This is a genomic window from Haloplanus sp. GDY1 (genome assembly GCF_023703775.1).
Taxonomy (GTDB): Archaea; Halobacteriota; Halobacteria; order Halobacteriales; family Haloferacaceae; genus Haloplanus; species Haloplanus halophilus.
The window spans coordinates 1-26,149 of the sequence record NZ_CP098517.1; the positions used below are offsets into that span (position 1 = coordinate 1).

Consider the following 26,149-nt stretch of genomic DNA (forward strand, 5'->3'; position numbering starts at 1 on the left):
GTTGGCCTTTAGCAGAAACGAACAAAACGAACGGAACGAATTGAGTGATGGAAATGAACGCAATTAGTTCAACGAGCGAAACGAACAGTTGGTTTTAACATCGTAGTAATCCTCTCACCGAGTGAAACAACCTCACCGAGCGCACCGAACTAAACGAGCAAAACGAACGAAACGAACACAACGAGAGAAACGAAGATAATGACTGACACCAACACCGCACGAATCACGGTGGCGAATCAGAAGGGAGGCGCGGGGAAGACAACCGACGTCATTCATACTGGCGGCGCACTCGCTGCCCGAGGCCACGACGTCCTCCTAGTCGATATCGACTACCACGGAGGGCTCACCTGCTCGCTTGGCTACAACGATCTGTACTACGACACCGACCGTACAACGCTGTTCGACGTTCTCGACTTCGACCAGATGGAATCGGTGAACGACATCATCGTCGAGCACGAGGAATTCGACATCCTTCCCGCCAGCGAGAAACTCGCGAACAACAAGAACATCCAGACGCTGCTTGAGGCGCCGAAGAGTCGCGAGCGATTGGAGATGACTTTGGACGAGCTCGACAAGGACTACGACTACATTATCGTCGACACGCCGCCATCTCTGAACGTCCTCACCGACAACGCGCTCGTCGCGACTGGCAACGTTGTCATCCCCGTCATTCCCGAGAAACTCAACGCCAACAGCCTCCAGATTTTCGCTAAGCAGCTGAGCTCCCTCGAACAGGCGTACGGAGACATCAATCGGCTCGCAATCGTCTGTAACCGCGTCGAGCAGAACGCCGAACACCGCGACACCATCGAGGAGATCAAGTCGGCGTACTCTCTCCCGGTGTTCGAGATCCCGAAGCGGACCGACCTCTCTCAGTCGATTGGCGAAGGGGTGTCCGTCTTCGGCTTCGGCAAGGAGAACCAGCGCGTTGAGGATGCACGCGACCTGTTCAACGAAATCGCCGACCTGTTCGACGAGACGTTTGAGAAGACCGCACCTGAGGAGGTGGAAGCATGAGCGATGGCTGGGGTGATGCTTCCGGCATCGAGGGCAACTACGAGGAGGAGGACGATGAGGTCGAATCCAGCGAAACGAGTGAGGTGAGTGAAACGGTGGAAACCAGTTCATCGACCGAAACGACCGAATCGACTTCAACGAGTGAAACGAACGAAACGAGCAAAACGAAGACGAACATCAAGGACGAGTGGAATGGGCGGACGATCTACATTCCCGACGATGTCCTCGACGAGATGGAGGATACCTACCTCGAGTCCCAGCTGAAGCTCCGCAAGGCGGGCCAGGACGAGTTCAAGAAAAATCGCCACTTCTACCCGCTACTCGTCCAGTTCGGTGTTGAGGCGCTCTCTGAGGCGGATTCTGAGGAAATTCAGGCTCGGCTTTCGGAACTCGGAGACTGAATGACCTCGCGCAGACCGGGGACCGAGTTTTTGTATAGCGATATACGATATAGAATATTCTGAAGTGCGGAGTTCCGGCGCTAAGAGACTCTAGACCCCCGAATTCCCCCGATGGCTCGAAAACAACAAGTGGTCCTGATTATGCCCGTAATCACGACCACTTTGAAGTACCCCGACGCCGTCGGTGAAGCACGAATGCTGCAACCCCCTCACAACGGCGCTTCCCCCGGGTAGAGCCGACAAGACCGGGCTCCGAGTTTGCTCTGACTCTCCTCAGCCGGGGTCGAGGCGATGGCGAAGAAACGCACTCGATATAGAACTAATGACCTCAACCTATATTAAGACAAAGCGCGAACGGTGTTGTATGTCCGAAGACGAACCGAACTCCGAGGGCCTAATGGAACGCCAAACCACGGGCGAAGACCGCGTGAGGATGACCGCCCGGCAGCTTTCGGAGCCTCAGACGGCCAACTGGATCGCCTCGGAAGCGGGCTGGTCACACGAGCCGACCAAACGCGTCCTCGATCGGCTCGTCGACGATGGCATCCTCCACCGTGACGAAAGCGGTACTCACACCACGTATTACCCAGATTATCGCCGCCAAGCGATGCAGGAGGCGATGCGGCTTCGAGACAGCGGGCACACTGTCGAGGAGCTTACGGACCGTCTCGCCGATATGAAGACGCAGATTCGCGACTGGGAGGGCGAATTCGGCGTCGAGTCACCGAATCAGCTTCGCGGAACGCTCGCTGACGAGTCCCTTGACGGTGACGAGGAAGACCGTCGCCGTGAGATTGCCCGCGAGTGGGAGCACCTTCAGCGTCGTATCCAGATCGTTGGCTTTGCCATCCGCGAATGGGACTTCCTCGCTCCGACGACAGAGTCTGCCGAGGCCAGCAGCTAACGGATGTCGGTCCCGCATCCAGGTGGTGACCCGAACGCGAACCTCTACGCCCAATTGAAGCGGGACGTCCTCGACCGTGTCCCCCAGATCACGGCCGTCGAGTACGTTCCTGACGATATCGAGGCCAAGCAGCTGCGGGCGGTTTTTGATCCAGCCCGCCTTAATCCCCCAACGGGCCCTGATTCGCCGGAACTGACCGTCAAGTGGTATCGACAGGACCCTCACGACTGGTTCCGTATCAACTACACCGATCCGAACACGGGCTTTCACGCCGGCTGGCACCAGGACGAGGACCATCCCGATCTCGGACGGGCGCATTTCCAGTACTCTGCCGCCAATACGGAGGACCGCTGGGGGATCACATTTGAATACGAGACTCCTTCCCTGATCCTCTGGGAAATCGTCGAAACGCTCTTCGAGGACGTCCGTCCGACTTACCAGTACGCGAACGAGGAACGATGACACCTCGAGAACGCACTAATCAGTCACTCGCGAGTTCCTTCGAGCGCTACCTCCAGGACAAGGGGAAAGGCCGCGGCGGCGACGGTGGGAACTATCGACGTAACGCTGCACGCGAGCTTGAACGGTTCGCCGAGTGGGCCGCCGGCGACCGCGGCGCCGACGACTGGACCGGGATCGTCTCCGACGACGTCGACCGCAAACCGACCTTCGACGATCTCGACGAACGCGTGTTCCGGGAGTACGCCCGACATCTCGGTGGAGATCGGGGACTCAAGCAGAACACGGTACAAACCTATTACCGCTATATCTCTGCCTGGTGTGGGTGGTGTGTCAACGAAGGGTATCTCGAGGCGCATTACGCGCAGCGGGCGAGTGCGATGGCGCCGTTACCGGAGGACGACGGCCGCAAGCCCGGCGACCAGCAGGCCTGGACGTCTGAACAGCGCCACGCTCTCACCCGCCACGTCGACGAACGGGCCCGCGACGCTGTCGAGGCGTACACGACACTCCCAGAGGATACTGACCCCCTCGACAAGCAGCGAGCGCGCTACGTAGCGCTGAAGGCGACTCGTGACCGGGCTCTGGTGTTCGTCCTCGCGTACACCGCTGTCCGCGTTGGCGAACTCCTCCGAGATCCAAACGACCCGCGCCGGCGCGGCGTCCGCTGGGAGGATCTCTCCCTCGACGACGGGAGTATGGACGTCTACCGGAAGAAACAGCAGTGGGACGCCGCGAGTCTCCCCGATCCAGTGATTTCTCCGCTGCGAAGCTATCGCCAGCTGATGGACCCGCCGACGGAGCAGTGGCCGGTGTTTCCGACGTTCGACCAACGGACGCTCGCAGAGCTCGTCCAGGATGACCTCGCCGATCGAGGGGAACGCCCAGAAGCAATCACTGAACGCCGTGCGGAGTACGCTCGCGACCTGCTGCTGGCGCTCGATGAGGACATTCGGCCTCCATCGATCACGACGGACGGCGCACGGTCGATTCTCCAACGGCTCTCAGAGGCTGCAGAGATCGACATCGACCATCCGAAACACGACTATCTTGCGCCCCACGGTGGTCGACGTGGAATGGGCGAGGTGCTAGTCCGCGCGTTCGGGTACACTGTTGCGGCTCGCTATCTCGATAACTCGGAGGAGATGGTTCGTGAACGGTATTCGCATATTGAAGCCGGTGAATTGGGTGATGTCGCAACTGAAGCACTCGAACAGATCGATTGACGCAAGCGTTTATACGGGAGGAGAACCTAGATTAGGTTAACCAATGAGCCTTGACCAAGCGGTTGACGAAGCGCTCGCGACGTACAATATGTCGCGCAGCGAAGAGGCCGAGGAAACGGGCCGAACAGTCGCCACGCTTCAAGACTAGTAGAACCGCTTAGTTGAGGTCTCGGATTTTTTCGGCGAATTCTGCTTTCGAGAGGCCAGACGTCTCTTTTAGCTCCGGATAGCCGGCACGTTCGACAGCCTCCTCAACAAACGTTACCCAGAGATCTTCGTGCTTCTCCGCGTAGGCGATTTTCGCCTCACTTGGGTACATATCCAACTCGTATTCAGTCAGATCGATCTCGACTGCGTGTTTTCGCTCAAGCGTCCGCGCACCGAAGCTATACAGGTGCTTGAAGAGGACGTTCTTCCGTCGAACGGTCAACAGTCGCTTCGATTCGTTGATGTACTCGTTCACCCACTCTCGCCAGTCGTAGGATTCTGGATCGGTCTCTACAGAGGTTTCCGGCATAGCGAAATCCGGATTCAGTCGCCGGAGGTAGAACTGAATCAGCGCAACAGCGGTTCGATGGTTGGCATTTGGAAGCGCGTGCTTGAGGATCAGGTTCGAGGCGAGTCGGCCCGCTACGTCTGTTGCTGATCCTTCCCACGACGTCCGGTCGAGAACGTCCGGCAGTGCATCGACGTCGATATTCTTGTACGCCTCAACGGGAGTTCCCTCTTCTTCTTCGTTCTGAGCGATAAGTGCGCGGTAAATCTCGAGAAGACGAACGATGATGGTACTGTTGTCGGCACTCATCTCTGAGAGCGACTCGTTCAGGTTAAAATCAATCTCTTGAACAGGCCCACCGCCGACGCGGGATGTGTAGATGACGTAGAACGGTTCGTCGATATCGTATTTCTGGACCTTCACAGCGACGTCGTCGCCGTAGTCGACGATCTTCGAGACGATTTTGGCAGGAGCTGGATGGACGAAGTCAAGGGAGAACTGCTTGTCGCCGGGGTGGTGGTAGTAGACGTGGCCCATCTGCGTGCGTATTACTACTCATCTGTGCTTCTTAATCAAGTTCACGAGCGAGATTCTCTTCGAAAAGTCGGTGGACTGCTTTTTTATACTGCTAAGCATGCCGAATACCTATTTCTCCAGTTATGGCCGTCCGTGGTCTGAATTCAGGTGTCTCATTCGTGCGTCTCTCGACGTTGTTCATGTTCATCGTGAGTCAGTTCTCCGCGGGCGTAGGCGAGAAGGGGCTCCTCGACGACGGAAACGGCGAGGTTGTAGAGCTCGAGTAAGCGAGCTGATTCTCATTCTTAACCAACAGATGCCCAACTTTCTCAGTGGATGTTGGTTAAGACTTTTTCTACTAGGTCAACAAGTGATTTGGTTATAATTTATCGGATAAATTTGCACCACTTGGCAGCCAGAAAGCATTTATTCCTCATCCAGCTACCGTGCCAATATGTACCGGGACTCAGCCGGTGCATACCCATACCCGCATGTATGATTACGAGGTCAGTCACCATCGAGGACATCGATGACCTGTACCTGATGTGGAACGACCACATCAACGCCTCCGCCCTCTATCGCCGCGCCCTCCGCGAGGAAATGGAAGTCCGCGGTGTTGACCCCGATGAGCTCCGCGACCTCCTCGAACGGGCCCGCGAGCAGGGCTACACCCTCGAAGAGATCGCAGAGGACACCAACCGATTCGACGACCTCCAGTCGCTCGTCGAAGAGCAGCAGAACCAGCCAACGGCTGGAGACGCCACCGATGATTGACCCGCTATGTCACAGGACCAGACTCCCTCCGACCCTGAGCGTAGCACTGACACCGAGTCACCGCTGACTGGGAAAATCCCTCGGCAGGCAGCGCTCACCATCGTCCTCCTGAGCCTGTTTGCCGTTCAACCGGTTGCAGCCCAGAGTAACGCGGTCTGTAGCGCAGACAACCTCCCGAGTATGATTGAGGGGTTCTTCCAGCTGACCACCGCGCTGGGGATCGTCGGCCTCGCAATCGTTTGGCAGGCTGACTCCCTTATCGAGATGTTCACCCTCAATCCCGAGCAGAAGAAGGGGCTCAAGCGCCACAAGCGTTCGGCGATGAAGTCCGCGGTCGTCCTCGTCGTCCTCGGCCCGCTCTACACCGTCGCCGGGTCAATGATGGGCCTCCCGCTGGCGCAGTGCGTCGACCTCGTCCCCTGGTAAGCACTCCACAGCACCGTTGCGAGCCCTATGAACCACCGAGAGCTCTCCGTGCTCATGGCCGGCTTGCTCGCGACGAGCCTAGTCACGGGTATCGTCGCCGCTGACCCGCCACGACCAGGTACGGAGGGGAATGGGCTCACGGAAAACGAGTCGGCAACGCTGTGGTCACGTGATGCGGACAACTACATCAGCCAAGAAGAGTACCGCCAGCGCTACGGCGAGAACCGCTCCGCCGTCCATCAGGTCGCCAACGGGACGGACGTTACGTTCAAACGACCGCCGGCGACTGCGGCGACGTGGACGCGGAACGACTTTGAGGACCTCGACGCCGGCGGCCCAGATACGTCCGTGCATCCGCCGCACGCGGACCTTGAGGACGGCGTCTTCATCGAAGATGCTCACGCAACGATCTTCGCGGTCCAGCCCTCCACTCGTGGACACCTCGAGTCCGGTGAAACCCCACTCTATATCGCACCGAATGGGACGATGCGCGGGTTCGTTGATTACCGCGTTCGCGTCCCCAACGGGAGTTCCTCCGGCAACACAACTATCTCATGGTCGCTCACGGAGCACGAGATCGAAGAAGTCCGGTTGAAGAAGGACGGCGAGACCATCGCCGAGCGTGACGGGTCACATACGCCTGCCCTCGACTACCAGATCGAGGACGACTGGAGTGCGAATCTCACGCTGGAAGCGGAGATTAGCGTCCGGCTGAAGAAGACCGTCAGGACCGACCTGGGTGACCGGACGGACGTCGACGTCACCTATCGGACGGAATCACGCAATGTCTCCGGTTCGATCGGCGTCGAGATCTACGACCTCTCGGCGTACCCCTACTACGCCGAGTATCCGAACGGCGACGCTGGCGTGGCGATCTTCCAGTCGCGGCCATGGCAGGGGTACACGCTCACGGAGGACGGTGAGGCACGGGTCCGTGGCATCTGGCGGTTCTACACCGCTCGGAACACCAACTGGGACACACTCGTTCGGTCGAATCGGACTACTAGTGCGACCGTTCAGTCGGACGCGATTCCGGTGTACGTCCACGCCTATCCCTCGCGGATCGGGCCGCGTGCCGAGCCGGTTCGAGACGGACCAGAACTCATCGAGACCTGGGGGACTGACCGCCCGTCGCCAGTCGGCACCATCGGTGAGAACATCAATATCGACATCGTCAACCAGTCGTACACGACGACGTACGGCGTCGCCGTTCGAGCCGAGAACGTCGACCGAGAGGCACTGCACGTTGCGGGTATCGTCCGGGGCGTGAATGCGTCAATCGTCGAACCGGATGCCGGCTCCGAGCGACAGCTCCGCCGCAGTAATCTTACTGTCCAGGTCATCCAGCAGAATCAGTCGCAAGCGACGCTCAGGGTCGAACTCCGGGACAATCAAACTGGTGCGCCGATTGCGCTCGACGATAGCCGTCAGTATCCAATCGGCGGCACCACCCGAAACGGGTACATCACGGTCGCCGATCAGCGCGTCGAGACCAACGCCTCGGGAGTGGCGATCGTGACCGTCGACGAACCGGGCATCTACACGGCTCGGTACCATCCGGGCTCGTGGCTCGGTCACGACCCGGCGTACGTGAGTGATACCGCGACGGCCCGGTGGCACCCACTCGGGACGATCGACGGCTGGTTTGCACTGGTGTTCGAGGTTGGCTGGCAGCTCCTGCCGTTCTTCGTGATGTTCTACGCTGGCAAGCGCCTCCTGCGGATGCTCGGCCCAGAAGACATCTTCGGACAGAAACCATGACTCAGGACAATCCCCACCTCAGTAGACGGACCGCCCTCCGAACAGTCACCGGCGCCGCTCTCGTGAGCGTGGCCGGATGCCTCAACAACGACGATTCCCCGGATGGCGGGAACTCAACACCGTCTGATGAAAGGGGAATCATCCAGAAAGTCACCGTAGAGGGGGCAGAACTCGTCGTTGAATACTCCTCAGAGGAGGGAGTCGACCAGATCAACCTCGTCCAGCCGAATGGGGAGCTGTTCGGTCAACGAGAAACCGCTGCTGGGTCACAACAGGTCTCTTTCGAGATCGGAACTTCCTATGAGCCTGGAGAGTATACTGTCGTGGCTCTCAGCGGTGAAGAAACGCTAGCTGAGAGTTCCTCACTGATTCAGCCGGAAATTGGAATTCAAGAGGTCGGTCTTTACCGGAATAACCCTGAGAAGCCGTGGGACGAAGTCTACGGAGATACTGAGACGGATCGGCTAAAGAACGGGGAAGCGTACGTCACCGTCGAAAACACCGGAAGCGGACCAGAAGCGGTTGTTGAGTTAATTTTCACCGGTGATGTTCCAAACCCGGTCGAAGATCCCCGAGGTAGCGGGATGTATGAAACTGAACAGGTGGTGATCCCGCCGGGAGAAACTACAGACCTGTTCAGTAGTTCGTTCCCGTTTGGTTCCGAATCTGAGGAGGGAATGGGGTGCTCCCCGAATGGGAACAGCGGCCAGTTCACCGTCACAGTCCGAACCCAGGTTGGCGGCGACCAGGTATCGAAATCCTTCGATGTACAGTACTCCGGATCCACGGAGATGAGTGACTGCGAGGTTTCAATCACGGAGGCCTAACGATGGTGGACCTGATAGACGTCGTTCTCGAGGGATTCAAAGACGTCGTCGATTGGTTCATCGGTCTGTTCATGGACGGGCTTCGGTCGGGGTATCAGACGCTGACCGAAGAGATATTTGGCACTCCGACTCCCCAGACTGATGGGACGTTCATTTTCGGAGAACCAAGTAACGCCCCTTGGCCAGCAATCCAAGAAGGGCTCATCGGCGGCGAGATCATGTTGATTTCTCTGCTGCTACTTGTGATGAGCGTTCAGGGACGACACACCATCCGCATCTTCAATATCGGGAGTGCGTACGAGGCTCGGAAGACCAAGAAGACTGCCTGGGTCGGAGCCTTTCTGATTATTACCTGGTACTGGATTGGGGCGCTCGCGCTCTACCTTGTTGATGGGTTCACGATTGCCCTGATGCCGGAGCTGTCCTCGCTGGGCTCTGCTATGCTGCAGTTCATAACGGGGTCGATTACCAACCCCGGTCTTGGTCTCCTCTTTGCTCTTATCGGAGGAATTTCGATGTGGGCACTGGAGGCGCTGTTCTACATCCGGCAGATTCTCCTCTACGTCTACCTGTACGGGATGCCCATCGCGTTCGCCGTCGCCTATGGCAACATTCCTGTCCTCTCTGATGTCGCGATGGGGTTCAGCAAACGGTTCGTCCCATTGGCCATCCTACCCCTGCCTGCGGCGATAGTCCTCAAAGGATACGACCTACTCTACTCTGGAGGGACGTTGACGCCGGGATCAGCGTTCCTCAGGTATCTCGTTGCGGCTTCACTTCCCCTCGTTGCGCTCTATGTCACGTGGAAGACGTTCAAGTACGCGACCCCGCTGACGGCGAAGGTTCTCGGTGGTGCGACGAAAGGAGCGGCCCTCATCGGCGGTGTCGCCGCTGGAGCCTACATCGGCGGCGCCGGCGTCGCGACGACCGCGGCCCGGTGGGGACCGAAGGCCGCAGCGGGACACGCTGTGGCGCAGAAAGCTGCAGCCCGGGGCGCGAACAGCGACGAAGACAGCGGGACGCCGTCGTACCGGCGGACCGAGAACGACCCTGGAGGTTACTAACAATCCATGTCCATCGACGAAGACGCAGCCGCACGGCGCATCATGGACCAGTTCGGTGAGGAGAGTCGCATCCCCTACCTCAACATCGAGGAAGGTGACGTGGGCGTCCTGATCGCCTTCCCGATCGTTGGCTTGTTTATCGCTGGCCTCACCGGCATCGAATCACTCGCCCTGCCGTTCGTCGCAGGTGGGTTCGGGTTCGGCGTCGCGATCGTCTACGTCTCGCCCGACCACCTCAACGCGTGGACGTGGACGAAAGACGTCTATCGCTACGTCAAGCGCCCCCAGATCACGTTCAGCGCCCCGGAGGAAGCCGACAATAGTACCAATGAGACAGAGCGCAACGAGGGCGGGCTCGCGAACTACACGCCATTCAAACCTGACGAGCGGACGCAGGACCTCACGAATATCGAGCGGGCGTGGCCGGGCGCTGGCGCGATCCAGCGCGCGGACGGCACGATGGAGGCGTTCATCGAGATCGACCCCGGCAACATGGACTTCGCGATGTCCGACAACTGGGCACAGCTCCAGGACGCCGGCGAAGAGTTCGCCAACAAGGAACTGGATTCGAAACTCAAACTTCACGCCACGACCCGTTCGTTCCCGGTCGAACAGATCACCGAGAACATCGAAGACCGCCTGAACGACGAGGACGTCAAAGAAAATCCGATCTTCCGGGAACTCCTCGAGGAGTATCGGGAGACGCGGCCGAAGGAGATGCGAGAACGGGGCATCCAGCAGGTGCGGTACTACATCGGTGTCGAGGTCACCCCGCTGGAGGTCTACGACCGCTACCGTGACGAGGGGACGCCGGCTGAGAAGCTGACGCAGTTCCCCGTCATCGGGTTCCTGTTCAACCCGTTCGTGACCCGCCGCGAGGATCTCACCGACGTCGAGCGCCGCGCACAGATGTTCGAGAAGCTGGATAGCCGGGTCAACGATGTGCGGTCGGAGTTCATCCAGCAGGCGTCGGGCTGGTCCGCACGCCGGCTCAGCACGGTCGAGCTCTTCGTGTTGAATATGGACTTCTGGAACGGCCGCGAACACGAGTACGACGACGCAGAGAGCGTCGTTCGCGAACAACCCATCATCGGCCACTCGCGCCGGGAGGATGACCACGATGCGTAACCTCGTCCTCCAGACGGGCAGCGGAGCCGTCGGCCAGCTCACGGAGTGGGTCACGAATCCGACCTCAGCTGAAGGTGCGGCTCTCTACATCCTGCTCGCGGTACTAGTCGGGATCGGCGGGAAATTCCTCTGGGACTGGTACACCGAAGACGACGAGGAAGAGGTCGAGTTCTCGGATCTGCTCGACGAGGAGACCATCGAACAGGGCGCGGCCGAACGCCAACTTCTCGACGACATCGCCGAGTCACACAAAACGGTGACCGCGCCGGCGGCGATTGAGTGGGAGACGCGCGCGGCACGGGTCGGCGAGCAGTGGACGACGACGCTGTACATCGCTGACTACCCGGACTACCCCAACGACGGCTACCTCTCCGAGCTCTTCGAGATGACGGACGTGCAGTTCGATTTGACGGCCCACATCACGCCGAAGAACCAGGAGCGGGCGCGGAACGAACTGCAGGATATCGCTGACGACCTTCAGGTGGACGCTGACCTTGAACAGAGCGTGCGGAGTGCCTACCTACAGGAACGCGCCAACGAGGCCGCAGCGACGTACAAGGCCGTCGAGAACGGCGCGAATGTCTTCGACCAGGGGATGTTCATCACGGTCCGGGCCGACGAGAAGGAGGACCTCCGCGACGCCGTCCAGAAGGTCAAGAGCGCGCTCCGCGACGACCCGGCGAACCTCACGCCGAAGACGGCGATCTGCCGGCAGGATCTCGCCCTTCAGTCCGCCGCACCCATCGGTGACAACGAGTTCGGGCGGACGTCGATTGCGCTCGGCGGCGCCGTCGGCGCGCTGCTGTCTTCGCCGCACAACGCGACGATCCTCGAGGAGGGCGGCGTCGAATTCGGGATTCACAAAGACAACCAGAGCCCGGTCGTCATCGACCCGTTCGCGCGGGACAACGGGTACGCGATGTTCACCGTCGGCGACACCGGCTCAGGGAAGTCGTTCAGTTCGAAGCAGAACTTCATCCGGTCGATCGAGCAGAGCAAGGACCGTATCGGCATCATCCTCGAGCCGTTGAACAACTGGGCGGGGGTCGCCGAAGCGCTCGATGCCAAACGCATCACGGTCGGCGGGACGCTCGGCTTGAACCCCTTGGAGATTCGGGAGACGCCCGAGCACGTCCAGCGGGCGATGGGCGAGGACGCGAGCCCGTTCAACGAGAAGCTCGACGACGCGATGAGCTTCCTCACGAACTTCTTCGCGCTTCGCGGCATCTCGCTGGGTGACCGGCGGACGACGCTGGAACTCGGGCTCAAGCGGGCGTACAAGCGCAACGGCATCACCGACGACATCTCCACACACGACAACCCGAGCCCGACGATTCAGGATATGATGGACGTCTTCGAGGACATGGTTGACGACCCCGAGGAGTTCGTCGTCCGGTCCGACGAGGAGGCGGGGAAGATCAAAGAGGACGCGACGTGGCTCCTCGATCAGCTTCGGCCCTTCGAGGACGACGGTCGCCACGCCAACCTCGGCCAAGAGTCCGACTTCGACATTCGCGACGAGAAGGTCATCTACCTCGACCTCGCTCAGCAGGAGGGCAGCGTCGACAGCAGCACGGCGCTGACGATGCAGCTCCTGATCTCGCTGGTGTACGAGCGGGCGAAAGTCTCGGAGAAGGAGGTCGTGTTCTACATCGACGAGGCACGCTACATCATGCAGGACGCCGCGAGCCTGGCGTTCCTCGAAACGGTGTTCCGCCACCACCGGCACCACGACCTCTCGATCCGGCTGGTCACGCAGACCGTCGACGAGTTCTTCGAGCACGCCGAGAGCGAGGCCATCCTGGATCAGTGTGCGGTCAAGCAGTTCCACCGCCTCGACGGGATGGACGAAGAGTGGGCCGACGAGTTCGGATTGAACTACGCGCAGATGCGGTTCGTCCAGGATGCCGTGCCCGGCAACGAGGACGCCGGCTTCTCCGAGGCGCTGGTGGGCGTCGACGGCGAGTGGCGCGGCATCCAGGTCAAAGCGATGCCCAAGGAGAAGCAGGTCATCGACTTCGACCCGACCTCACAGGTCCGATCCTCGCTGCCCGGCGCCGGCGACGACGCCGTCGATACCGAGATGCAGGAGTTCCAGGACGAGCTCGAGCATCGAGCAACGAACGGAACGAACGAAACGAGCGGACCGAACGAGGAATCAGACGCCGTCGAAGCTGAGCCAGACGGCGGATCAACGGAGGGGACCAACGATGGCTGAGTACCTGCGCGTCACGCCGACATCCGAGCGACTTGACCCGGAGAGCATCCCCCGAGTCCTCGACAGCCTCCACAAGCTGACCACGCCCGGCTCGTCGGGCCTCGGGGCGAAGCTGAACCCACTCCACAGTGAGACCCCACCCCGGTTCGAGTTCCTCGCAATCAGTGATGGCCCCGACGACCCGGTGGAGTTCTTCTACGGGGCCGATGCGCACCTCGATACGCTCGAGAAGCGCCTCCGTTCCATCTATCCAAGCACGTTCGACATCGAGCGCGTCGACGTCGACGTCGCCGCTCGGCTCATTCAGCCAGTCGAGTTCACACCGCAGGAATTCGTCGACCACTACGAGGCCGGGCGGCTGCAGTACGAGTTTGGCTCGGCAGACCAGTACGACATCGTCGACGAGGAATCAGCGGACTCCGAGGCAGCCGAAGCCGACCCCGTTGTCGACGGCGGTACAGCAGCCACGAGCGTCCCCGATCATCACGTGACTGTCGGGGACTCAGCCCTGGAACTAGCGCCGCCCGATGCACTTCCAGACGACGAGGAAGAGCGACGGGCCATCGAGAAGCCGACGATGACACCGGCGGGAACCATTCTGGCTCGCCCGGCCCAAGACGCCGTCTCGCCTCTCGGGGTCCGGTGGTGTGGCTCCGCGTCGCGGAAGCAGGACTGGATGACCTCGCTGACGCCGTTCACAGCGGAGGAAACGAACGGCGATCTCTCGTCCGTCGACGAGCCCGGCGCGGCGCTGGCGTCGCTAATCGACCATCTGATGGAGGCGACAGCGCCGACCGCGTTCCAAGTCGTCTTCCAACGGCGTGCCAGCTGGCAGTCCGACGCGGAGGTGCGGAAAGAGGATCTCGTCGACGGCCGGGATACGTTCTTCCAGGAGGTCGTCGGGTCGCTGCTCGAGGTCGAGGACCAGCGGAGCGACCAGGACGACCGGCAGCTCAGCGAGGCCGTCGAGAAGCGCATCGAGTACATCGACGCGAAAAACGCCAAACGGTCGTTCACGGTCAACATCCGGGCCGTCGGTGTCCCCACCGACGACACCCACGACGACCTCGATGGCCGGATGGACTCGCTCCTCCCGGTGTTCGATCCGCTTGATGGACCGTTCTACGAGGTCGATGGACAACGCCTCCGGGACAGCGGCTTCCGTGAGAAAACGAAGGTGAAGAAGGCACGAGCCGCTCTTCAGCGCCTCCTCAATCGCGAGTTGACGACGGGCCGGGGGAAGACACGCCCCGAGCTGGTCCTCTGTGGAACGGAGCTCGCGAACTTCGTCCTCGTCCCTTCCTCCGAACAGTTGACGGTCGAGGGGACACGGGGAACGAGGGCCGAACAGCAGAGTCGGAACCCGCTCCCGTGGCCGAACCCGGATCTGATCCAGCAGTTCCAAGACGGGATGGCCATCGGCTACGCGCTCGACGAGAACGGTGAGCCACGGCCGGACCCCATCCGGATTCCGCCGGACCTGTTGCCGACGCATTACGGCCGGTTCGCGTCGACGGGCGGCGGGAAGTCGAAGGCCATCATCAACGACGCTCTTTCGCTTCGCGAGTCGACGGGTGGCCCCGTCGTCCTCGTCGATCCGAAGGGTGACGGGATGTGTGAGAACTACCTGCGCTGCCACTACGAACGATTTGGGGGCCTCGACGACGTCTACCACTTCCGCGTCCCGGAGACAATCCCCGCGTTCTCCTTCTTCGACATCCGCCCCGCGCTCGAGGCCGGTCGCAACCGAGAGGACGCGATTCAGGACAAGGTCGACCACTTCCACGACATCCTCCGGATGATTATGGGTCGCGAGCAGTACGGGCAGGCGTTCGTCGCGAACGAGATTCTGAGCTATCTGATCAAGGCGCTGTTCGACGAGGAGTACGGGAGCGACGTGTTCGGGCTGGACGACCTCTTCGCTGCTGCCCTCCGGATGCAGCGCGACCAGACGATTCCCCCGGTCTCAGCGGACAACCAGAACATCGAGGAATCGCTGACGCGCCACTTCGCGAAGGACAACCACCAGTTCCAGGTGTCGATGGACGCCGTCGGGAACCGCCTCGACAAGCTCAAAGAGGACGCGCATCTCCGGCGGATCTTCAGCCACGTCCCCGAGCAGAACGACGCCGGCGAGTACGTCGACAACCGCTTCGACTTCCGCGAGTTCCTCGACGAAGACGCTACCATCATCTTCGACCTCGGCGACCTGCGGCCGGAGGCCCAGCGAGCGATCACGCTCCTACTGCTGAGCAACCTCTGGGACGCCGTCCAGGTGCGCCGGCGCGACGGCCAGACCGACTACGAGAACCTCACGAACCTCATCATCGAGGAGGCGGCGCCGGTCGCGTCGACGAAACTAGTCTCCGAGCAGCTACTGCCGCAGGGCCGGTCGTTCGGGCTGAGTATGGGGCTCGTGATGCAGTTCCCTGAACAGGTGCGGAACCGGAACGAGCGGGCCTACGACGAGGTGCTGAACAACATTAAGACGAAGCTCATCGGCAACATCTCGATCGAGCGCGACCTCGCAGAGTCGCTTGCCCACGAGGACCTCTCTCCGACCGAACTCCGCAACCGGATCAACACGCTGCCGAGCGGCGAGTGGATTGCGCAACTCCCGAGTCCGTCGTTCGGGGAGACTGGTCCGCCACCGTTTTCGCTGCAGCCGCTCCCGATTGCGCCGGGGCATCCAGAAAGCGACCAGCCGCTCACAGAGCCCCAGGAAGACCATTTCGAGTCCGTGTCCCGGCCACGAATGGTCGAGCGGACACAGGCCCAGTACGGGCTGACAGAGCCGACAGAGTCGAGCACTTCCCCAGAGGAGACTGGCTGGGGGAGTACGGGGGCCGAGATGACGGGTGCGGCTGCCGACGGCGACTCAGGAACGGACCCGACGCAATCCGCGTTCATCAGCGAATCGACGACCGAGGACGCGTCGACGTCGACCTCCCAGCCCGAGACGGACAGCGACCCAGATGCAGGCGAGTCAGCGATGAGCCCCCTGTTCGGGCAGGCCACCGAGACGGACGAGGAACCAGCTGGTGACCAAGCAACGCAGCCGGAGAACGGGGCAACGCCCGTCCAAGAAAGCAGCGTGCCCGTCCCCGATGACGAACTCCGACAACGCGGGCTCAGCCGTGACGACGTTCGGTTCCTGAATCGGGTCCTCGACGTGATGAACCGGGAGGACGACGAGTACACGCTACTGGACAGGATGAGCCAGCTCCGGGACGAATACGACGACCTCCATATAGAGCGGCTCACAGAGCAGGATCTCCTGGAAGCGGACTCCGCTGCCGGGCGCAAGTACTACACCGTCCTCCCCGACGGTCGAGACCTCCTGGGGAGAGAATTGAAGGCGGGGCCAGGAGCGGGTGATCTCGGCGAGAAAACGCCACACAAGGTTGGCGTCCGGCTCCTCGAGCTGTGGCTCCAGCAGCGGGACGACGTCGGTCGCGTGGACCCGTACTACGAAACCGACGACGGCACGGTACTGGATGTGGCCGGCTTCGACGCGGACGGCGATCTCGTCTGGGCCGGCGAAGCAGAGCTCGCGAGTAACAACCGGCACGCCCCGGTCGAGGATTACGACAAACTCAGCGCGGTGGATGCGGACGCGATCTGGGCCTTCAACAATCGCGAGACGGCGCTCGACGTCCTGGAGAGCCTTGCCGACGCGGATCGGATCGACGAGCGGGTCAGCGGGCGGGCGGCACGGTCGTTCGCGACCATCAGAGACGCTGTCGACGACTTCGACGCTGCGGGCTTGACCACCGTTCGGGGCTTCAAAAATCTCGATCAAGAACTCAACCAGTGACATCCTCACCCGCCCTAACGGACGGAGCTTCCTACAAGGGAACCGGTCTCAGAGGTTTCGGAACCGTACTCCGAGAGAGTCATCTGTCGGGGTTCCCGACTCGCCTCTCGGCGTTCCGCGGCCCTGTCACAGGGGCTCCCATTCCGTGGCGTGTCATCGCGCTCCGATTTCCAAGGAACGCTCTCACCCCACGGATCAACGCAGCGAGCGATGTTCGCCGCGGCGTTGATATCGGCTTGGAACGTGGTGATGTGGCACTCGTCGTTCGTACAACGGAATTCAGCCTGTTCGTCACGGCGGCCGACGTGACCGCACGCATGGCAAATCTGCGAGGTATAGTGTGGTTGGACGTGCTCCACCGGAATCCCTGCCTCGAGTGCCTTGTCCTCGATTCGACCTTGCAGTTGAGCGAAGGCCCACGAGTGCAGCCGTCGGTTCATGTACGCGCCGTAATCCAAGTTCTCACGGATGTACGACAGATTCTCGAGTACGATTACTGGATCGTCGAATTGGCGGGCGTATTCGACGGCCTCATGCGAGGCTTTCTCGACGATATCCGTGAGCGCATTCTGGTGGTAGCCGAATCGTTCCTCGATTCGCCAGTCGGCGGCACCACGTTCTTGCAGGCGTTGCAGCGTAGTATACATCTCCTTGCGGAGGTGTCGGGCCCGGCCACCATCGATCAACAGTGGCTTCGTCGGCGTTTCGCGTTGCAGGGCACAGCCCGTGATCAACGCACTTTCGCCGATATCGAATCCGATGAAGGTCGGATCTTCGTCCGGTTCGGGATCGTCGACGGTGTACTTGACGGAGACATGCAGTGTCCACGTACTCCAATTTTGGATCAATCGGAATTCGCCGACAGAGACCTCACCATCGAGCACGTCAAACCAGAGCGATTCCTGTGCGGGATTAATCCGCAACGGGATCCAAAAGGCGTTGCCACGGCCTGCTTGCGGGACCCGCCAGCAGAACTCGTACTCACGGCTTGGCGAATGATCGAGACGGAAACCGCGGTTGGTGAATCGAACTGGGTGATCCTCATCCAGTTCCTCAGCGTCGAAGGTCTCCCGAAGCTGAGGAACGTACTGTTTGAGCGCGTCCTTGGCGTAGGAGGTAAGGTCGTAGTCGGTGACGATGTCGTTGACCGCCGATTGCGTTTCCGCCCCGCTCTCGAAGGCAGTATGGAGTGCGTCGCGGTACGTCGCTACAGTGTCCTCAAGCCGACGCTGTTTGTGTGCCGTCGGCGGGACTGTCGACGCCTCAAGCGTCTTCGAGACGGTTCGTTTGGCGGCCATCCGACGGTGAACAGTAGTACCGTAACACACAAAAAGGACACGGTAAACTCACGTATGTATGGGGAAAGAAGTCCGGTTTACAGTAAGCGACGACCAGCACGCGCGCCTCAGCGAACTCAAGGACGAACGCGGTTACACTTGGAAGGGGCTGATGCTCGAGGGCACGAAGTGCTTGGAACGCGAGGACTCGTAGAGGGCCGACAATCAGTCAACTGGGGGAGTCATCTGCGCCATGAACGGCGCCGTCTCCCGCTGGAGGAACAATGACCTGGCGACAGGCGACCCGCGAGGAGCTTTACGACTACTACGCCGAGGAGTTCCCCCGCTATCTGGATGACCTGCCGGAATTCATCACGGCGACCGGCCCGAAACAGTACGCCGTCGCCTTCCGAGAGCCCCATCCGGTGCGCAAAGACGAGGTGCCGGACAAGGACTTCATCCGGCGGGATACGTGGCAAACAGATGCGTCGGGCGACCGAACAACGCCCGAGTTCGACGACTTCGAGGACGTCGTCGAGTTCATACGCCACCCAGCTCGCAACGACCCGCTGGGGCGGAGCGAGTTCGCGCTTGCTGATCCGGAGGTGCTGGAGAAACCGGACCCACGGCCCGACGCCGTCTACTACGCGCTGGATCACTGGGAACGACCGTGGGTCCTCCTCGTCGACATCGACGCCAAAGAGATCGCCCGAGACCGAGCGGACGAGATGGTGTCGGCGGCCGTCGATGATCAGGACGACGATGCGCTCCTCGACGCTGCGGGGATCCTCGACGCCGCTCCCGAGGGGTATCCGTACGCCTTCGAAGACATCGACCGCGCCATCGAATACGGGTTCGAGGTGCGCGACATCTTCGAGGACGATTTCGACGCCGAGGAGACGATGGTGGTGTACAGCGGGCAGGGGGTCCATGTCTACCTGCTGGATACCGGCCCGGCGCACCGATACGACGAGCAGAGTCGCGAGGTGTTGAACGACCTCCTCCTCGAGACATACGACATCCCGATCGACCCCGTCGTGACGGCCGACCGCCGGCGTGTGGCCCGCCTGCCCTACTCGCTGCACGCCGACGTCTGTAGCATCGTCCAACCCATCGAGAGCCCAGCGTTCGACGTTCGGTCGGCGACACCGGAGGTAATCGACGAATGAGTCCGAGTACACCTACCGACGACGAGGACACGGCGTATCGAGTTGCGGCACTCCCGTTGGAGTACGGGGATACCCGCATCAACCAGCTGTTTACGCGTGGCTACAACCGATACGTCGTCGACGGCGAGGACCAACCCGAGGACCTCGTGAACGACATCGAGCGGTTCGGGACGGCGGCGTTCAAAGAGCAGGTTCGTGCCGACGCCGCTGATGAGCCGTTCGTCGACGAACCGGGGACGCTCGCTGTGCTCGCGACGCTGAGTGCGATCTGTGTGAAAGAGCACCCGAAGTTCGAGCACGCGTCACCCCGGAACATCCAGGTGCTCTATGATCTCAGGGAGCTGTACGTCAACAATCTCGCTTCCCTCATCCGCGCCCACGGCGATGGGTCGCTCCAGCAGGACATCGCCGACGTGCTGTACAGCAAGGAGCCCGGTGAGGATGGCCCACATCCTGGGCGGGTCTGTACTGGCATCACGGAGATGCCGGAGTTCGGGGATGGCCTGTACCTCGAAATCCCGATGGCTGCGGCGTCACGCAAATGCCTTCTTCGGGAGGACGAAGCGGCGACAGGGAGTGACGACGACGACGGAGAGATACTGACGCGAGTGAAGGACAACAACCTGTACGTCCCGGTGGGTGATTTCGACAGCAAGTATCGCGACTATGCTGAGCGGGCATTCAAGAAGCTCCTGCGAGTTCAGGAGGACGGCCTTTCCGACGACCAGCTGTCGTGGTTGACCACGAACGAGTCGGCGATTACGGAGCGAATCGACCGCTTCCTCGAGATCGGCCATCACGAGCGTATCTGGCGGAACTGGGACCGTGGGGAACGGACGATCCGCGTCCTCCGACGGGCCCTGAGTGACGCCCCCGACGACGTCGCGCAAACGGGCGAGTTCCACACGGCGAAAGAGCTCTACCGAGCGGTCGCGGCGTACGACGCTGAAGATGACTGGGAATTCTCCGTGACGGATTGGATTTCGAGTCCAAGCAGTCTCGCGAAGACACTGGCCGACCACGAGTCCCACTCGGCCGTCACGATCGACCGCGACGGGCGCGTCAATACGTACCGAATCGGGCGAGCCGGAACCGGCGCCGAACAGATCGAGGTGCGAGAGATCGAGGACCTCTTCGAACTTCCCTGTATGGCGAATATGGAGGAGCGACTGCACGAGAAGAAGCCGGTTCGGAAGGATCTCTACAACTTCGCGCGGATGGTGATGTGGCTCCCGCAGTACCAAGACAGCAGCCTCGACGAGATAGTCGCGGACCTCAAGGATGTTTTCTCCCGGTGGCCATGGTACGACGAGCAGGAGACCGAATACCAGGTCCGCTACGAGTTCTCGAACACAATCGACGGCGACACGCCGTTGCCGATGAACTGCGATAACGACGATCTGCAGCGCTACTGCATCGGCCAAGACCAGTGTCCTTACTCGATCTGGGGTAGTCTCCCCTTCCCGGATGAGATGTACGAGCAGGTCGAGGAGGAATCAGCTGGGCCCGCTGAGCAATTCTGAATCATAGACAACCCCGAATCTGTGGAATCCTTAGAAAGTGATTGGTTTGGCGACTCTGCTGATAAGAGAGAGCGGATCGACCGTCGCGTTGAATCGCTAGGTACAGAGGATATATTCAGCAGGCGGTCGCCGTTCGTTTCACGTGACCGAGGTGGAACGGTGGTTCGGTAGGTGTGCAGACTCGATGAGTAGGCCAGCGTGTTCGTTATCGAACTGCCGTTACAGAGTCGACGGTGGACACCATATGATATATGAATCGGTGAGCGGAAAGTAAAACCAGTGAGGACCGAGTATCAGAACCTCCTCCTGTTCGGCATATACAGCGTCTGTGGTGCGCTCGTCTTCGTCGGCGCGAAGCTGGGCATGCCGGACGTGCCGCCATTACTGTTCGCGGCACTCCGCCTCGATATCGCCGGCGTGGCGTTACTCGCCGTCGCCGGCTGGCGTTCGACGTACTGGCTCCCCCGCACGCGCCGCGATGTGCTCGGCGTGGGGGTCGTCGGCGTGTTCACGCTCGGTGTCATGAACGCCGTCTTGTTCGCCGGCCAGCAGTACGTCACCAGCGCCGTCGGTGCGATCGCCTACAGTTTCATGCCAGTCCTGACGACGGGATTCGCCGTCCTCCTGTTGCCGACAGCCTCGCTCGACATCGTCGACGCATTCGGCATCCTTCTTGGATTCCTTGGAGTCGGTATCGTCGCCCAGCCGTCGGCAGCAGCCATTCATGCAGACCGTCTCATCGGATTCGGACTGATGATCGGGAGCGTTGCGATATTCGCACTCGGCACCGTGCTGACCCAACGGGTGCAGCCAGCGCTTCCCCGACTCGCGCTCACCGCGTGGGGTGTGCTCCTTGCTGCGGTCGTAAACCACGGTATCGCCGTCGTCTTCGGCTATTCGCTGACCGCGATTACGTGGACGTCCACCGCCATTACTGGCGTTGTCGTTGAGAGCCTCCTCGCGACAGCCGTCTTGTACGCCGTCCATTTCGAACTCATCGACAGAATCGGGCCTGCTCGGACGAGTCTCAATTTCTATCTGCAACCAATCGTCGCAGCACCGATCGGATTGGTCCTGTTCGACAACCGATTGGCGACCGTGAGTCTGGTTGGCTTCCTCATCATCTTCGTCGGGTTCGTACTCATCGAAAGAGAAGTGATACTCAATACCTGCTACTCCGCTACGTAACAACAAACTCGACCCGGATTCCATGACCGGTACGCACACCTAATTAACGGTCAATTCTCTATCGAAGGTGCGAAACAAACATCGGCAGCATTCTGCATTTATCCCCTATATTCAGCAAACCGGTTGTATGAGTTGGGAGGATTTCAGCAGACCCACTCTCCTCAGAATATCGAGAATTATACTGCGGACTAGAATTAGGTTCTTCTGAACCCCCGTCGAGCAATTTTCAGCGGCTAACACGGCCGGAATCGAGGGAATAGGGAGTATTCCACGATTCGAGGTACCGAGCCGAAGAACCTCGAGAGATATACAACAGGTGAAGCAGGGGTTTCCGGGTATCCAGATACGTCCAAAATCGCCTTCGTTACCCCGCCGTCGAGCAATTTTTGAGGTTAAAGTATCATCTCGGAACTCGTCGAGGTACTTTCTACATCCTCAAATCGGCCCGACGAGGTTCTCCTGCGATTTGAGGGCGTTATTTCGCCTTGCATATCGCGGTTTTGGTCCAAAGAAAGAGGCGATATGCAGTGTGCGAAGGCCGCCGGCTCTCTCAGGCCGAGGGGCCATCACAGGGGTAGCGGAACTACGGAAGTATAAGATTTAGCGCATAGGTTGACAGGGTGTGTGTCAGTGGTGTCTGTCGCCCCCGCGAGGGGGTGGCGGGGCGCATCACGTGCCCCCGATAGACGATGGCTTCGGAACAACGCAGCAAGACACGAGCAGCGCATCAGGCAGGAACTACCCCCGACGGTCAAGCACCGTGGGAAGACATCGAGGTAACGGTTCCGACCGACCGGGATCACGCGTCCGTCGTAGCGCTCGTGGAGTGTTCTCTCGTCGAACTCACGCACGAGGCCGTGGGCGCCGTCTTCATCTCCCGGCAGGTCGGGCGGTCGACGCGGACGCAGTACGTCGCCGCCGACGACGTCGGCGAGCAGTTCCAGAAGCGGCACTTCGACGACCGGCTGGGCTGGCACGAGACCACCGTTCCTCGACGAACCGTTCGCGACGAGCTCATTACTCAGCTCACGCGGTCGGCATCAACGACGGCGGAGCGGTCAGGTAAAGAAGCAGCCAGCGAGCCAGATACCTTCGTCGTGAAGCCAGTTCGAGAGCTCCGAACGCCGTAGCGGCTAGACTTAACCAACATTCCGAACCGATACCGACACTGTGTTGGTTAACTCTGGGGCTGGATCCACCCCCTCGCCCCCACCCACCGCCCTGTACCTCGAGTGAGTGTATCCTGGCGGACGGGCGATCCGAGGAGGTGCAGAATCTGTACGCCATGAACTGTTTGTCGGCGCCAGGAGGCGTGCAGCGCGCAACAGCGTGCGCGCCGTCACTCACCATGCCTGGTCCCGATCCGCACGACGATACGAGTAGCGACTACGAACAGTTCGAGAAGGAACAGCTCGCTCAGGACCGCGACGCCGCCCGCGTCGACACGGCGGACGTCAACAACACGACGGCCCGGAGCCTCGTTGACGACCTCATCGACGCGGACGTCGTCACACCCGTTCCCGAGGACCAAGTTCTGGTTCACGAGCCGAGCGGCAACGCGTTCGACTCGACGGCACAGCTGGCCGTCTTCCACCGCGGCTGGACGGCCGGCCGCGACGCCGACGGGGAGGACGAGTGATGCAGCAGACCCTCGTCGGCTGTGCGTTCTGCGATGCCCCGCCCGGCACCAAGGTGGGCGAGGCGCATACCTGGGGCGAAGACGACCGGGTCACGCACCCCATCTGCGTCGACTGCGCGATCCAGACGGAACCGGATCCCGACGAGCGCGATCACGTTGCCTGTGACGGCTGTGGGCTGGTCGTGGACACGCTCGCAGCACTGACCCGGTTCCGGGTCGAACTGGGGCATCTGGAAGGCCCGTTGCAGCTGTGCGCTCGCTGCAGTCCGGGTGGTCTCGCGACGTACTGGACGCGCGATCTCGAGGAGCATCTCGTCGCGACGCCGGCGGAGTGACCCCAACACTCTTTACTGATTCGCTGTAAACTGTAATCAAGACCGAATCGTGTCACGCACCTCAAACCGCGCCGACGGCGACATCGTCCAGGACTTCCTCTCGGTCGCGGATCTCCTCGAGGAGCCACAGCTCGCCCAGCTGTACGCCTACCTCGCCCGGGAGAGGGAAGCGACCGTCCAGAACGTAATGGACGACCTCGAACTCGCCCAGGGGACAGCCTACAGCTACGTCAACCGGCTCGTCGACGCCGGCGTCGTCGACGTCACCGACGACGAACAGCCCCGGCGATACGCCGCCCGAGAGATCGACCTGACCGTGACCACGGCTGCTGGCGACCGCGAGTACACGATCACGCCGGCGCTCATCGACGCCGTCGGCCGCCGTGAGACGGACGCCGATATCGACACGTACATCGACCGGCACGGCGTCGCCGGCCTCGCGACCGCGCTCACCTACGCGGTCGCTCGCGAGCGCGGCGAGGTGACCCACCGGCTGATGGCGGAGGACCTCGACATCTCCCCGCTGGCCGCGGAGATGATCCTCCAAGCGCTCCGGCCTGTCGTCCACGAGCACTACGACATCGAGGTGACAGGGGCAGGACTCGACGAGTTGGACATCGACGGCGGCGACGGCGCTGACGACGCGTGAGCCGGCTCCACATCGCCGACACCGGCCTGTTCGTCGCGATGGGACAGCCGTCGAACAGCCGGTACCAGGCCGTTCGGCGGTTCACTCGCCGGAACGACATCATCTTCGTCCTTCCCGAACGGGTGTACGAGGAGCTAACCACCGACGACCCCGATGTCGAGAAAGTGCCGATTGACACCGCGATCGACGAGGGCTGGGCGACAGTCGCGCCGTCGCTCGAGTTTTCAGAGCCCATCGTCTCACGGGCGATGGACGGCGTCCAGCGGTACATCGCGAACGCCGACGACCGGCCCGCGGACGAGGTCGAGCGTGCCGACGCCGCCCTCGCTGCGCTAGCTGCTCAGGAGCTCAGTGCCGGGACGGCAACCGAGGTCTACATCTACACGACCGATATTGCGGCTGGGGAGGGGGCTGAAACCGTACTCGGGAGTGAGGGGTACGGGGATTCAGTGACGTTCGTGAACGGATTCCGGTTCATCGAGGATCTGGTCGCCGGAGACGGCTGACGCTACTCGGGGTCGAGATCACGAGCGTCGAGCTCACCGGCGAGATACGCTTTTCCTTGGCGAGTGATGTCGTAAACGCCGTTGCCCAAGTGGACGACGAGGCCATATTCGACCAGCGTCTTGCAGCGGGCGTTGATGTGTTGCCGGGAAAAGCGCACGCGATCGCTGTCCGCCATTTCCTTCGGGGTGTCGGGGCCGTCCTCAGAGAGATGCTCCAGAATGCGGTCATCAGCGCGAGACATCCAGTCGGCGTCAAAGCGCATAATCGCTTCTGGTTGCGCCGACGCTATCCCAAACGCGCTAAGTCAAGTAGCAAAGCGTATCGCTTCTGTGGTTGACTCCAAACGTTTTAAGCGCCAGCCACGTTAAGCGTCGAGCATACAGATGCATTCCCCGTCCATCGGCAGTTCGGATGGATCGAGTGACCTCCTCGTCGAGATCATCGAGACACTGGAAGCGTGTGGGCTCGAGGACGACACCTATCAGCTCCACGATTACGTGGACCCGGGTGCGCTCGAACAGCTGATTGCCTCCGCCGATGAGGAGATCGTCGTTCAGTTCACTGTCGAGGGGATTCCCCTTTCTGTCTCACCGGACGGTGTGGACGTCATCGTCGAGGACGAGTCCGACTCGGTCGACGAATAACGACCGCAGCAGTTGAGATAGCGATTACTCTCGAAAGCCCTCGGCCGCTCGACGTCCCGCGACCACCGCTGCGCGCCTCGTCCCTGCGGTGCTTGCGTCGTCGGGGCACGTCGAGCGCCCGGCCCCTTTCAGTCCCACCCGGAGTCTATTGCTGGGCTAGTGGTTCCCATCGGTTGGCTGGTGT

The 26,149-nt window shown here is 61.0% G+C and carries 25 protein-coding genes; 22 read left to right on the forward strand and 3 right to left on the reverse strand.

The window, feature by feature from the left end; all coding sequences use genetic code 11:
* Positions 1-198 precede the first annotated feature (198 nt).
* The 5 genes from NBT67_RS17530 (at position 199) to NBT67_RS17550 (ending at position 4,007) form a co-directional block, all read left to right on the forward strand.
* Complete coding sequence (locus NBT67_RS17530) at positions 199-1,017, forward strand: ParA family protein (protein WP_095637937.1); 819 nt, start codon at positions 199-201, stop codon at positions 1,015-1,017.
* The gene (locus tag NBT67_RS17535) at positions 1,014-1,418 is read left to right on the forward strand and encodes a DUF8160 family protein (protein ID WP_251344705.1); all 405 of its coding nucleotides are present in this window, start codon (positions 1,014-1,016) and stop codon (positions 1,416-1,418) included. The genes NBT67_RS17530 and NBT67_RS17535 overlap by 4 nt, the downstream gene beginning before the upstream one ends.
* Positions 1,419-1,740: 322 nt before the next feature.
* On the forward strand, positions 1,741-2,322 hold the full coding sequence (locus NBT67_RS17540; protein ID WP_058984797.1) for a DUF7342 family protein: 582 nt from the start codon (positions 1,741-1,743) through the stop codon (positions 2,320-2,322).
* 3 nt (positions 2,323-2,325) lie between these two features.
* Positions 2,326-2,784, forward strand: coding sequence for a hypothetical protein (locus NBT67_RS17545; RefSeq protein ID WP_058984796.1), 459 nt, complete (start codon positions 2,326-2,328; stop codon positions 2,782-2,784).
* Positions 2,781-4,007, forward strand: a complete 1,227-nt coding sequence (locus NBT67_RS17550) for a phage integrase SAM-like domain-containing protein (RefSeq protein WP_089769900.1) — start codon at positions 2,781-2,783, stop codon at positions 4,005-4,007. The genes NBT67_RS17545 and NBT67_RS17550 overlap by 4 nt, the downstream gene beginning before the upstream one ends.
* A 157-nt stretch (positions 4,008-4,164) precedes the next feature.
* On the opposite strand, the gene NBT67_RS17555 is transcribed toward NBT67_RS17550, so the two are convergent.
* The gene (locus NBT67_RS17555; RefSeq protein ID WP_079235334.1) at positions 4,165-5,040 is read right to left on the reverse strand and encodes a DUF8172 family protein; all 876 of its coding nucleotides are present in this window, start codon (positions 5,038-5,040) and stop codon (positions 4,165-4,167) included.
* A 474-nt stretch (positions 5,041-5,514) separates the two neighbouring features.
* Here NBT67_RS17555 and NBT67_RS17560 point away from each other — a divergent pair, with 474 nt between their 5' ends.
* The 8 genes from NBT67_RS17560 to NBT67_RS17595 are packed head-to-tail and all read left to right on the forward strand — an operon-like array spanning position 5,515 to position 17,034.
* On the forward strand, positions 5,515-5,793 hold the full coding sequence (locus NBT67_RS17560; protein ID WP_008364407.1) for a hypothetical protein: 279 nt from the start codon (positions 5,515-5,517) through the stop codon (positions 5,791-5,793).
* Positions 5,794-5,799: 6 nt separating this feature from the next.
* Positions 5,800-6,219 carry a DUF7985 family protein gene (locus tag NBT67_RS17565; RefSeq protein ID WP_074878673.1) on the forward strand — a complete coding sequence of 140 codons (420 nt, stop codon included), beginning with the start codon at positions 5,800-5,802 and terminating at the stop codon, positions 6,217-6,219.
* A 27-nt stretch (positions 6,220-6,246) separates the two neighbouring features.
* Positions 6,247-7,980: a DUF8186 domain-containing protein gene (locus NBT67_RS17570; RefSeq protein ID WP_251344706.1), complete on the forward strand. Its 1,734-nt coding sequence runs from the start codon at positions 6,247-6,249 to the stop codon at positions 7,978-7,980.
* A complete protein-coding gene (locus NBT67_RS17575) occupies positions 7,977-8,807 on the forward strand; it encodes a hypothetical protein (protein WP_251344707.1) in 831 nt (276 codons plus the stop codon). The genes NBT67_RS17570 and NBT67_RS17575 overlap by 4 nt, the downstream gene beginning before the upstream one ends.
* A gap of 2 nt (positions 8,808-8,809) precedes the next feature.
* Positions 8,810-9,871, forward strand: coding sequence for a TrbL/VirB6 family protein (locus tag NBT67_RS17580; protein WP_251344708.1), 1,062 nt, complete (start codon positions 8,810-8,812; stop codon positions 9,869-9,871).
* A gap of 6 nt (positions 9,872-9,877) precedes the next feature.
* A complete protein-coding gene (locus NBT67_RS17585) occupies positions 9,878-10,999 on the forward strand; it encodes a TraC-like domain-containing protein (protein WP_251344709.1) in 1,122 nt (373 codons plus the stop codon).
* Entirely contained in the window at positions 10,983-13,217 is a 2,235-nt protein-coding gene (locus tag NBT67_RS17590; RefSeq protein ID WP_251344710.1) for a VirB4 family type IV secretion system protein, read from the forward strand. The genes NBT67_RS17585 and NBT67_RS17590 overlap by 17 nt, the downstream gene beginning before the upstream one ends.
* The gene (locus NBT67_RS17595) at positions 13,210-17,034 is read left to right on the forward strand and encodes an ATP-binding protein (protein WP_251344711.1); all 3,825 of its coding nucleotides are present in this window, start codon (positions 13,210-13,212) and stop codon (positions 17,032-17,034) included. Before NBT67_RS17590 ends, NBT67_RS17595 begins: the two co-directional genes overlap by 8 nt.
* A 14-nt stretch (positions 17,035-17,048) precedes the next feature.
* Here NBT67_RS17595 and NBT67_RS17600 read toward each other — a convergent pair whose 3' ends face one another.
* Positions 17,049-18,332: a transposase gene (locus NBT67_RS17600; protein WP_251344712.1), complete on the reverse strand. Its 1,284-nt coding sequence runs from the start codon at positions 18,330-18,332 to the stop codon at positions 17,049-17,051.
* A 263-nt stretch (positions 18,333-18,595) separates the two neighbouring features.
* Between NBT67_RS17600 and NBT67_RS17605 the strand changes: the two genes are divergently transcribed.
* The 8 genes from NBT67_RS17605 (at position 18,596) to NBT67_RS17640 (ending at position 25,320) form a co-directional block, all read left to right on the forward strand.
* A complete protein-coding gene (locus tag NBT67_RS17605) occupies positions 18,596-19,480 on the forward strand; it encodes a bifunctional DNA primase/polymerase (protein WP_251344713.1) in 885 nt (294 codons plus the stop codon).
* Complete coding sequence (locus tag NBT67_RS17610) at positions 19,477-21,003, forward strand: primase-associated protein (RefSeq protein WP_251344714.1); 1,527 nt, start codon at positions 19,477-19,479, stop codon at positions 21,001-21,003. Before NBT67_RS17605 ends, NBT67_RS17610 begins: the two co-directional genes overlap by 4 nt.
* Before the next feature lie 279 nt (positions 21,004-21,282).
* Positions 21,283-22,191 carry a DMT family transporter gene (locus tag NBT67_RS17615; RefSeq protein ID WP_251344715.1) on the forward strand — a complete coding sequence of 303 codons (909 nt, stop codon included), beginning with the start codon at positions 21,283-21,285 and terminating at the stop codon, positions 22,189-22,191.
* 689 nt (positions 22,192-22,880) lie between these two features.
* Complete coding sequence (locus tag NBT67_RS17620) at positions 22,881-23,321, forward strand: DUF8030 family protein (RefSeq protein WP_251344716.1); 441 nt, start codon at positions 22,881-22,883, stop codon at positions 23,319-23,321.
* Positions 23,322-23,539: 218 nt separating this feature from the next.
* Complete coding sequence (locus NBT67_RS17625; protein ID WP_251344717.1) at positions 23,540-23,830, forward strand: DUF8069 family protein; 291 nt, start codon at positions 23,540-23,542, stop codon at positions 23,828-23,830.
* The gene (locus tag NBT67_RS17630; RefSeq protein WP_251344718.1) at positions 23,830-24,165 is read left to right on the forward strand and encodes a DUF7558 family protein; all 336 of its coding nucleotides are present in this window, start codon (positions 23,830-23,832) and stop codon (positions 24,163-24,165) included. Before NBT67_RS17625 ends, NBT67_RS17630 begins: the two co-directional genes overlap by 1 nt.
* 49 nt (positions 24,166-24,214) lie before the next feature.
* Positions 24,215-24,814: a helix-turn-helix domain-containing protein gene (locus tag NBT67_RS17635; RefSeq protein WP_251344719.1), complete on the forward strand. Its 600-nt coding sequence runs from the start codon at positions 24,215-24,217 to the stop codon at positions 24,812-24,814.
* The gene (locus tag NBT67_RS17640) at positions 24,811-25,320 is read left to right on the forward strand and encodes a PIN domain-containing protein (protein WP_251344720.1); all 510 of its coding nucleotides are present in this window, start codon (positions 24,811-24,813) and stop codon (positions 25,318-25,320) included. The genes NBT67_RS17635 and NBT67_RS17640 overlap by 4 nt, the downstream gene beginning before the upstream one ends.
* Positions 25,321-25,322: 2 nt before the next feature.
* Here NBT67_RS17640 and NBT67_RS17645 read toward each other — a convergent pair whose 3' ends face one another.
* A complete protein-coding gene (locus NBT67_RS17645; RefSeq protein WP_246989560.1) occupies positions 25,323-25,583 on the reverse strand; it encodes a MarR family transcriptional regulator in 261 nt (86 codons plus the stop codon).
* Positions 25,584-25,704: 121 nt separating this feature from the next.
* On the opposite strand from NBT67_RS17645, the gene NBT67_RS17650 reads away from it, so the two are divergent.
* A complete protein-coding gene (locus tag NBT67_RS17650; RefSeq protein WP_089767343.1) occupies positions 25,705-25,965 on the forward strand; it encodes a HalOD1 output domain-containing protein in 261 nt (86 codons plus the stop codon).
* The last annotated feature ends 184 nt before the right edge of the window (positions 25,966-26,149 follow it).

Excerpts from the sequence above, each read along its gene's own strand:
- NBT67_RS17530 (WP_095637937.1), top strand. The coding sequence starts at position 199 with ATGACTGACACCAACACCGCACGAATCACGGTGGCGAATCAGAAGGGA.
- NBT67_RS17535 (WP_251344705.1), top strand. The coding sequence starts at position 1,014 with ATGAGCGATGGCTGGGGTGATGCTTCCGGCATCGAGGGCAACTACGAG.
- NBT67_RS17540 (WP_058984797.1), top strand. The coding sequence starts at position 1,741 with ATGACCTCAACCTATATTAAGACAAAGCGCGAACGGTGTTGTATGTCC.
- NBT67_RS17545 (WP_058984796.1), top strand. The coding sequence starts at position 2,326 with ATGTCGGTCCCGCATCCAGGTGGTGACCCGAACGCGAACCTCTACGCC.
- NBT67_RS17550 (WP_089769900.1), top strand. The coding sequence starts at position 2,781 with ATGACACCTCGAGAACGCACTAATCAGTCACTCGCGAGTTCCTTCGAG.
- NBT67_RS17555 (WP_079235334.1), bottom strand. The coding sequence starts at position 5,040 with ATGGGCCACGTCTACTACCACCACCCCGGCGACAAGCAGTTCTCCCTT.
- NBT67_RS17560 (WP_008364407.1), top strand. The coding sequence starts at position 5,515 with ATGATTACGAGGTCAGTCACCATCGAGGACATCGATGACCTGTACCTG.
- NBT67_RS17565 (WP_074878673.1), top strand. The coding sequence starts at position 5,800 with ATGTCACAGGACCAGACTCCCTCCGACCCTGAGCGTAGCACTGACACC.
- NBT67_RS17570 (WP_251344706.1), top strand. The coding sequence starts at position 6,247 with ATGAACCACCGAGAGCTCTCCGTGCTCATGGCCGGCTTGCTCGCGACG.
- NBT67_RS17575 (WP_251344707.1), top strand. The coding sequence starts at position 7,977 with ATGACTCAGGACAATCCCCACCTCAGTAGACGGACCGCCCTCCGAACA.
- NBT67_RS17580 (WP_251344708.1), top strand. The coding sequence starts at position 8,810 with ATGGTGGACCTGATAGACGTCGTTCTCGAGGGATTCAAAGACGTCGTC.
- NBT67_RS17585 (WP_251344709.1), top strand. The coding sequence starts at position 9,878 with ATGTCCATCGACGAAGACGCAGCCGCACGGCGCATCATGGACCAGTTC.
- NBT67_RS17590 (WP_251344710.1), top strand. The coding sequence starts at position 10,983 with ATGACCACGATGCGTAACCTCGTCCTCCAGACGGGCAGCGGAGCCGTC.
- NBT67_RS17595 (WP_251344711.1), top strand. The coding sequence starts at position 13,210 with ATGGCTGAGTACCTGCGCGTCACGCCGACATCCGAGCGACTTGACCCG.
- NBT67_RS17600 (WP_251344712.1), bottom strand. The coding sequence starts at position 18,332 with ATGGCCGCCAAACGAACCGTCTCGAAGACGCTTGAGGCGTCGACAGTC.
- NBT67_RS17605 (WP_251344713.1), top strand. The coding sequence starts at position 18,596 with ATGACCTGGCGACAGGCGACCCGCGAGGAGCTTTACGACTACTACGCC.
- NBT67_RS17610 (WP_251344714.1), top strand. The coding sequence starts at position 19,477 with ATGAGTCCGAGTACACCTACCGACGACGAGGACACGGCGTATCGAGTT.
- NBT67_RS17620 (WP_251344716.1), top strand. The coding sequence starts at position 22,881 with ATGGCTTCGGAACAACGCAGCAAGACACGAGCAGCGCATCAGGCAGGA.
- NBT67_RS17625 (WP_251344717.1), top strand. The coding sequence starts at position 23,540 with ATGCCTGGTCCCGATCCGCACGACGATACGAGTAGCGACTACGAACAG.
- NBT67_RS17630 (WP_251344718.1), top strand. The coding sequence starts at position 23,830 with ATGCAGCAGACCCTCGTCGGCTGTGCGTTCTGCGATGCCCCGCCCGGC.
- NBT67_RS17645 (WP_246989560.1), bottom strand. The coding sequence starts at position 25,583 with ATGCGCTTTGACGCCGACTGGATGTCTCGCGCTGATGACCGCATTCTG.
- NBT67_RS17650 (WP_089767343.1), top strand. The coding sequence starts at position 25,705 with ATGCATTCCCCGTCCATCGGCAGTTCGGATGGATCGAGTGACCTCCTC.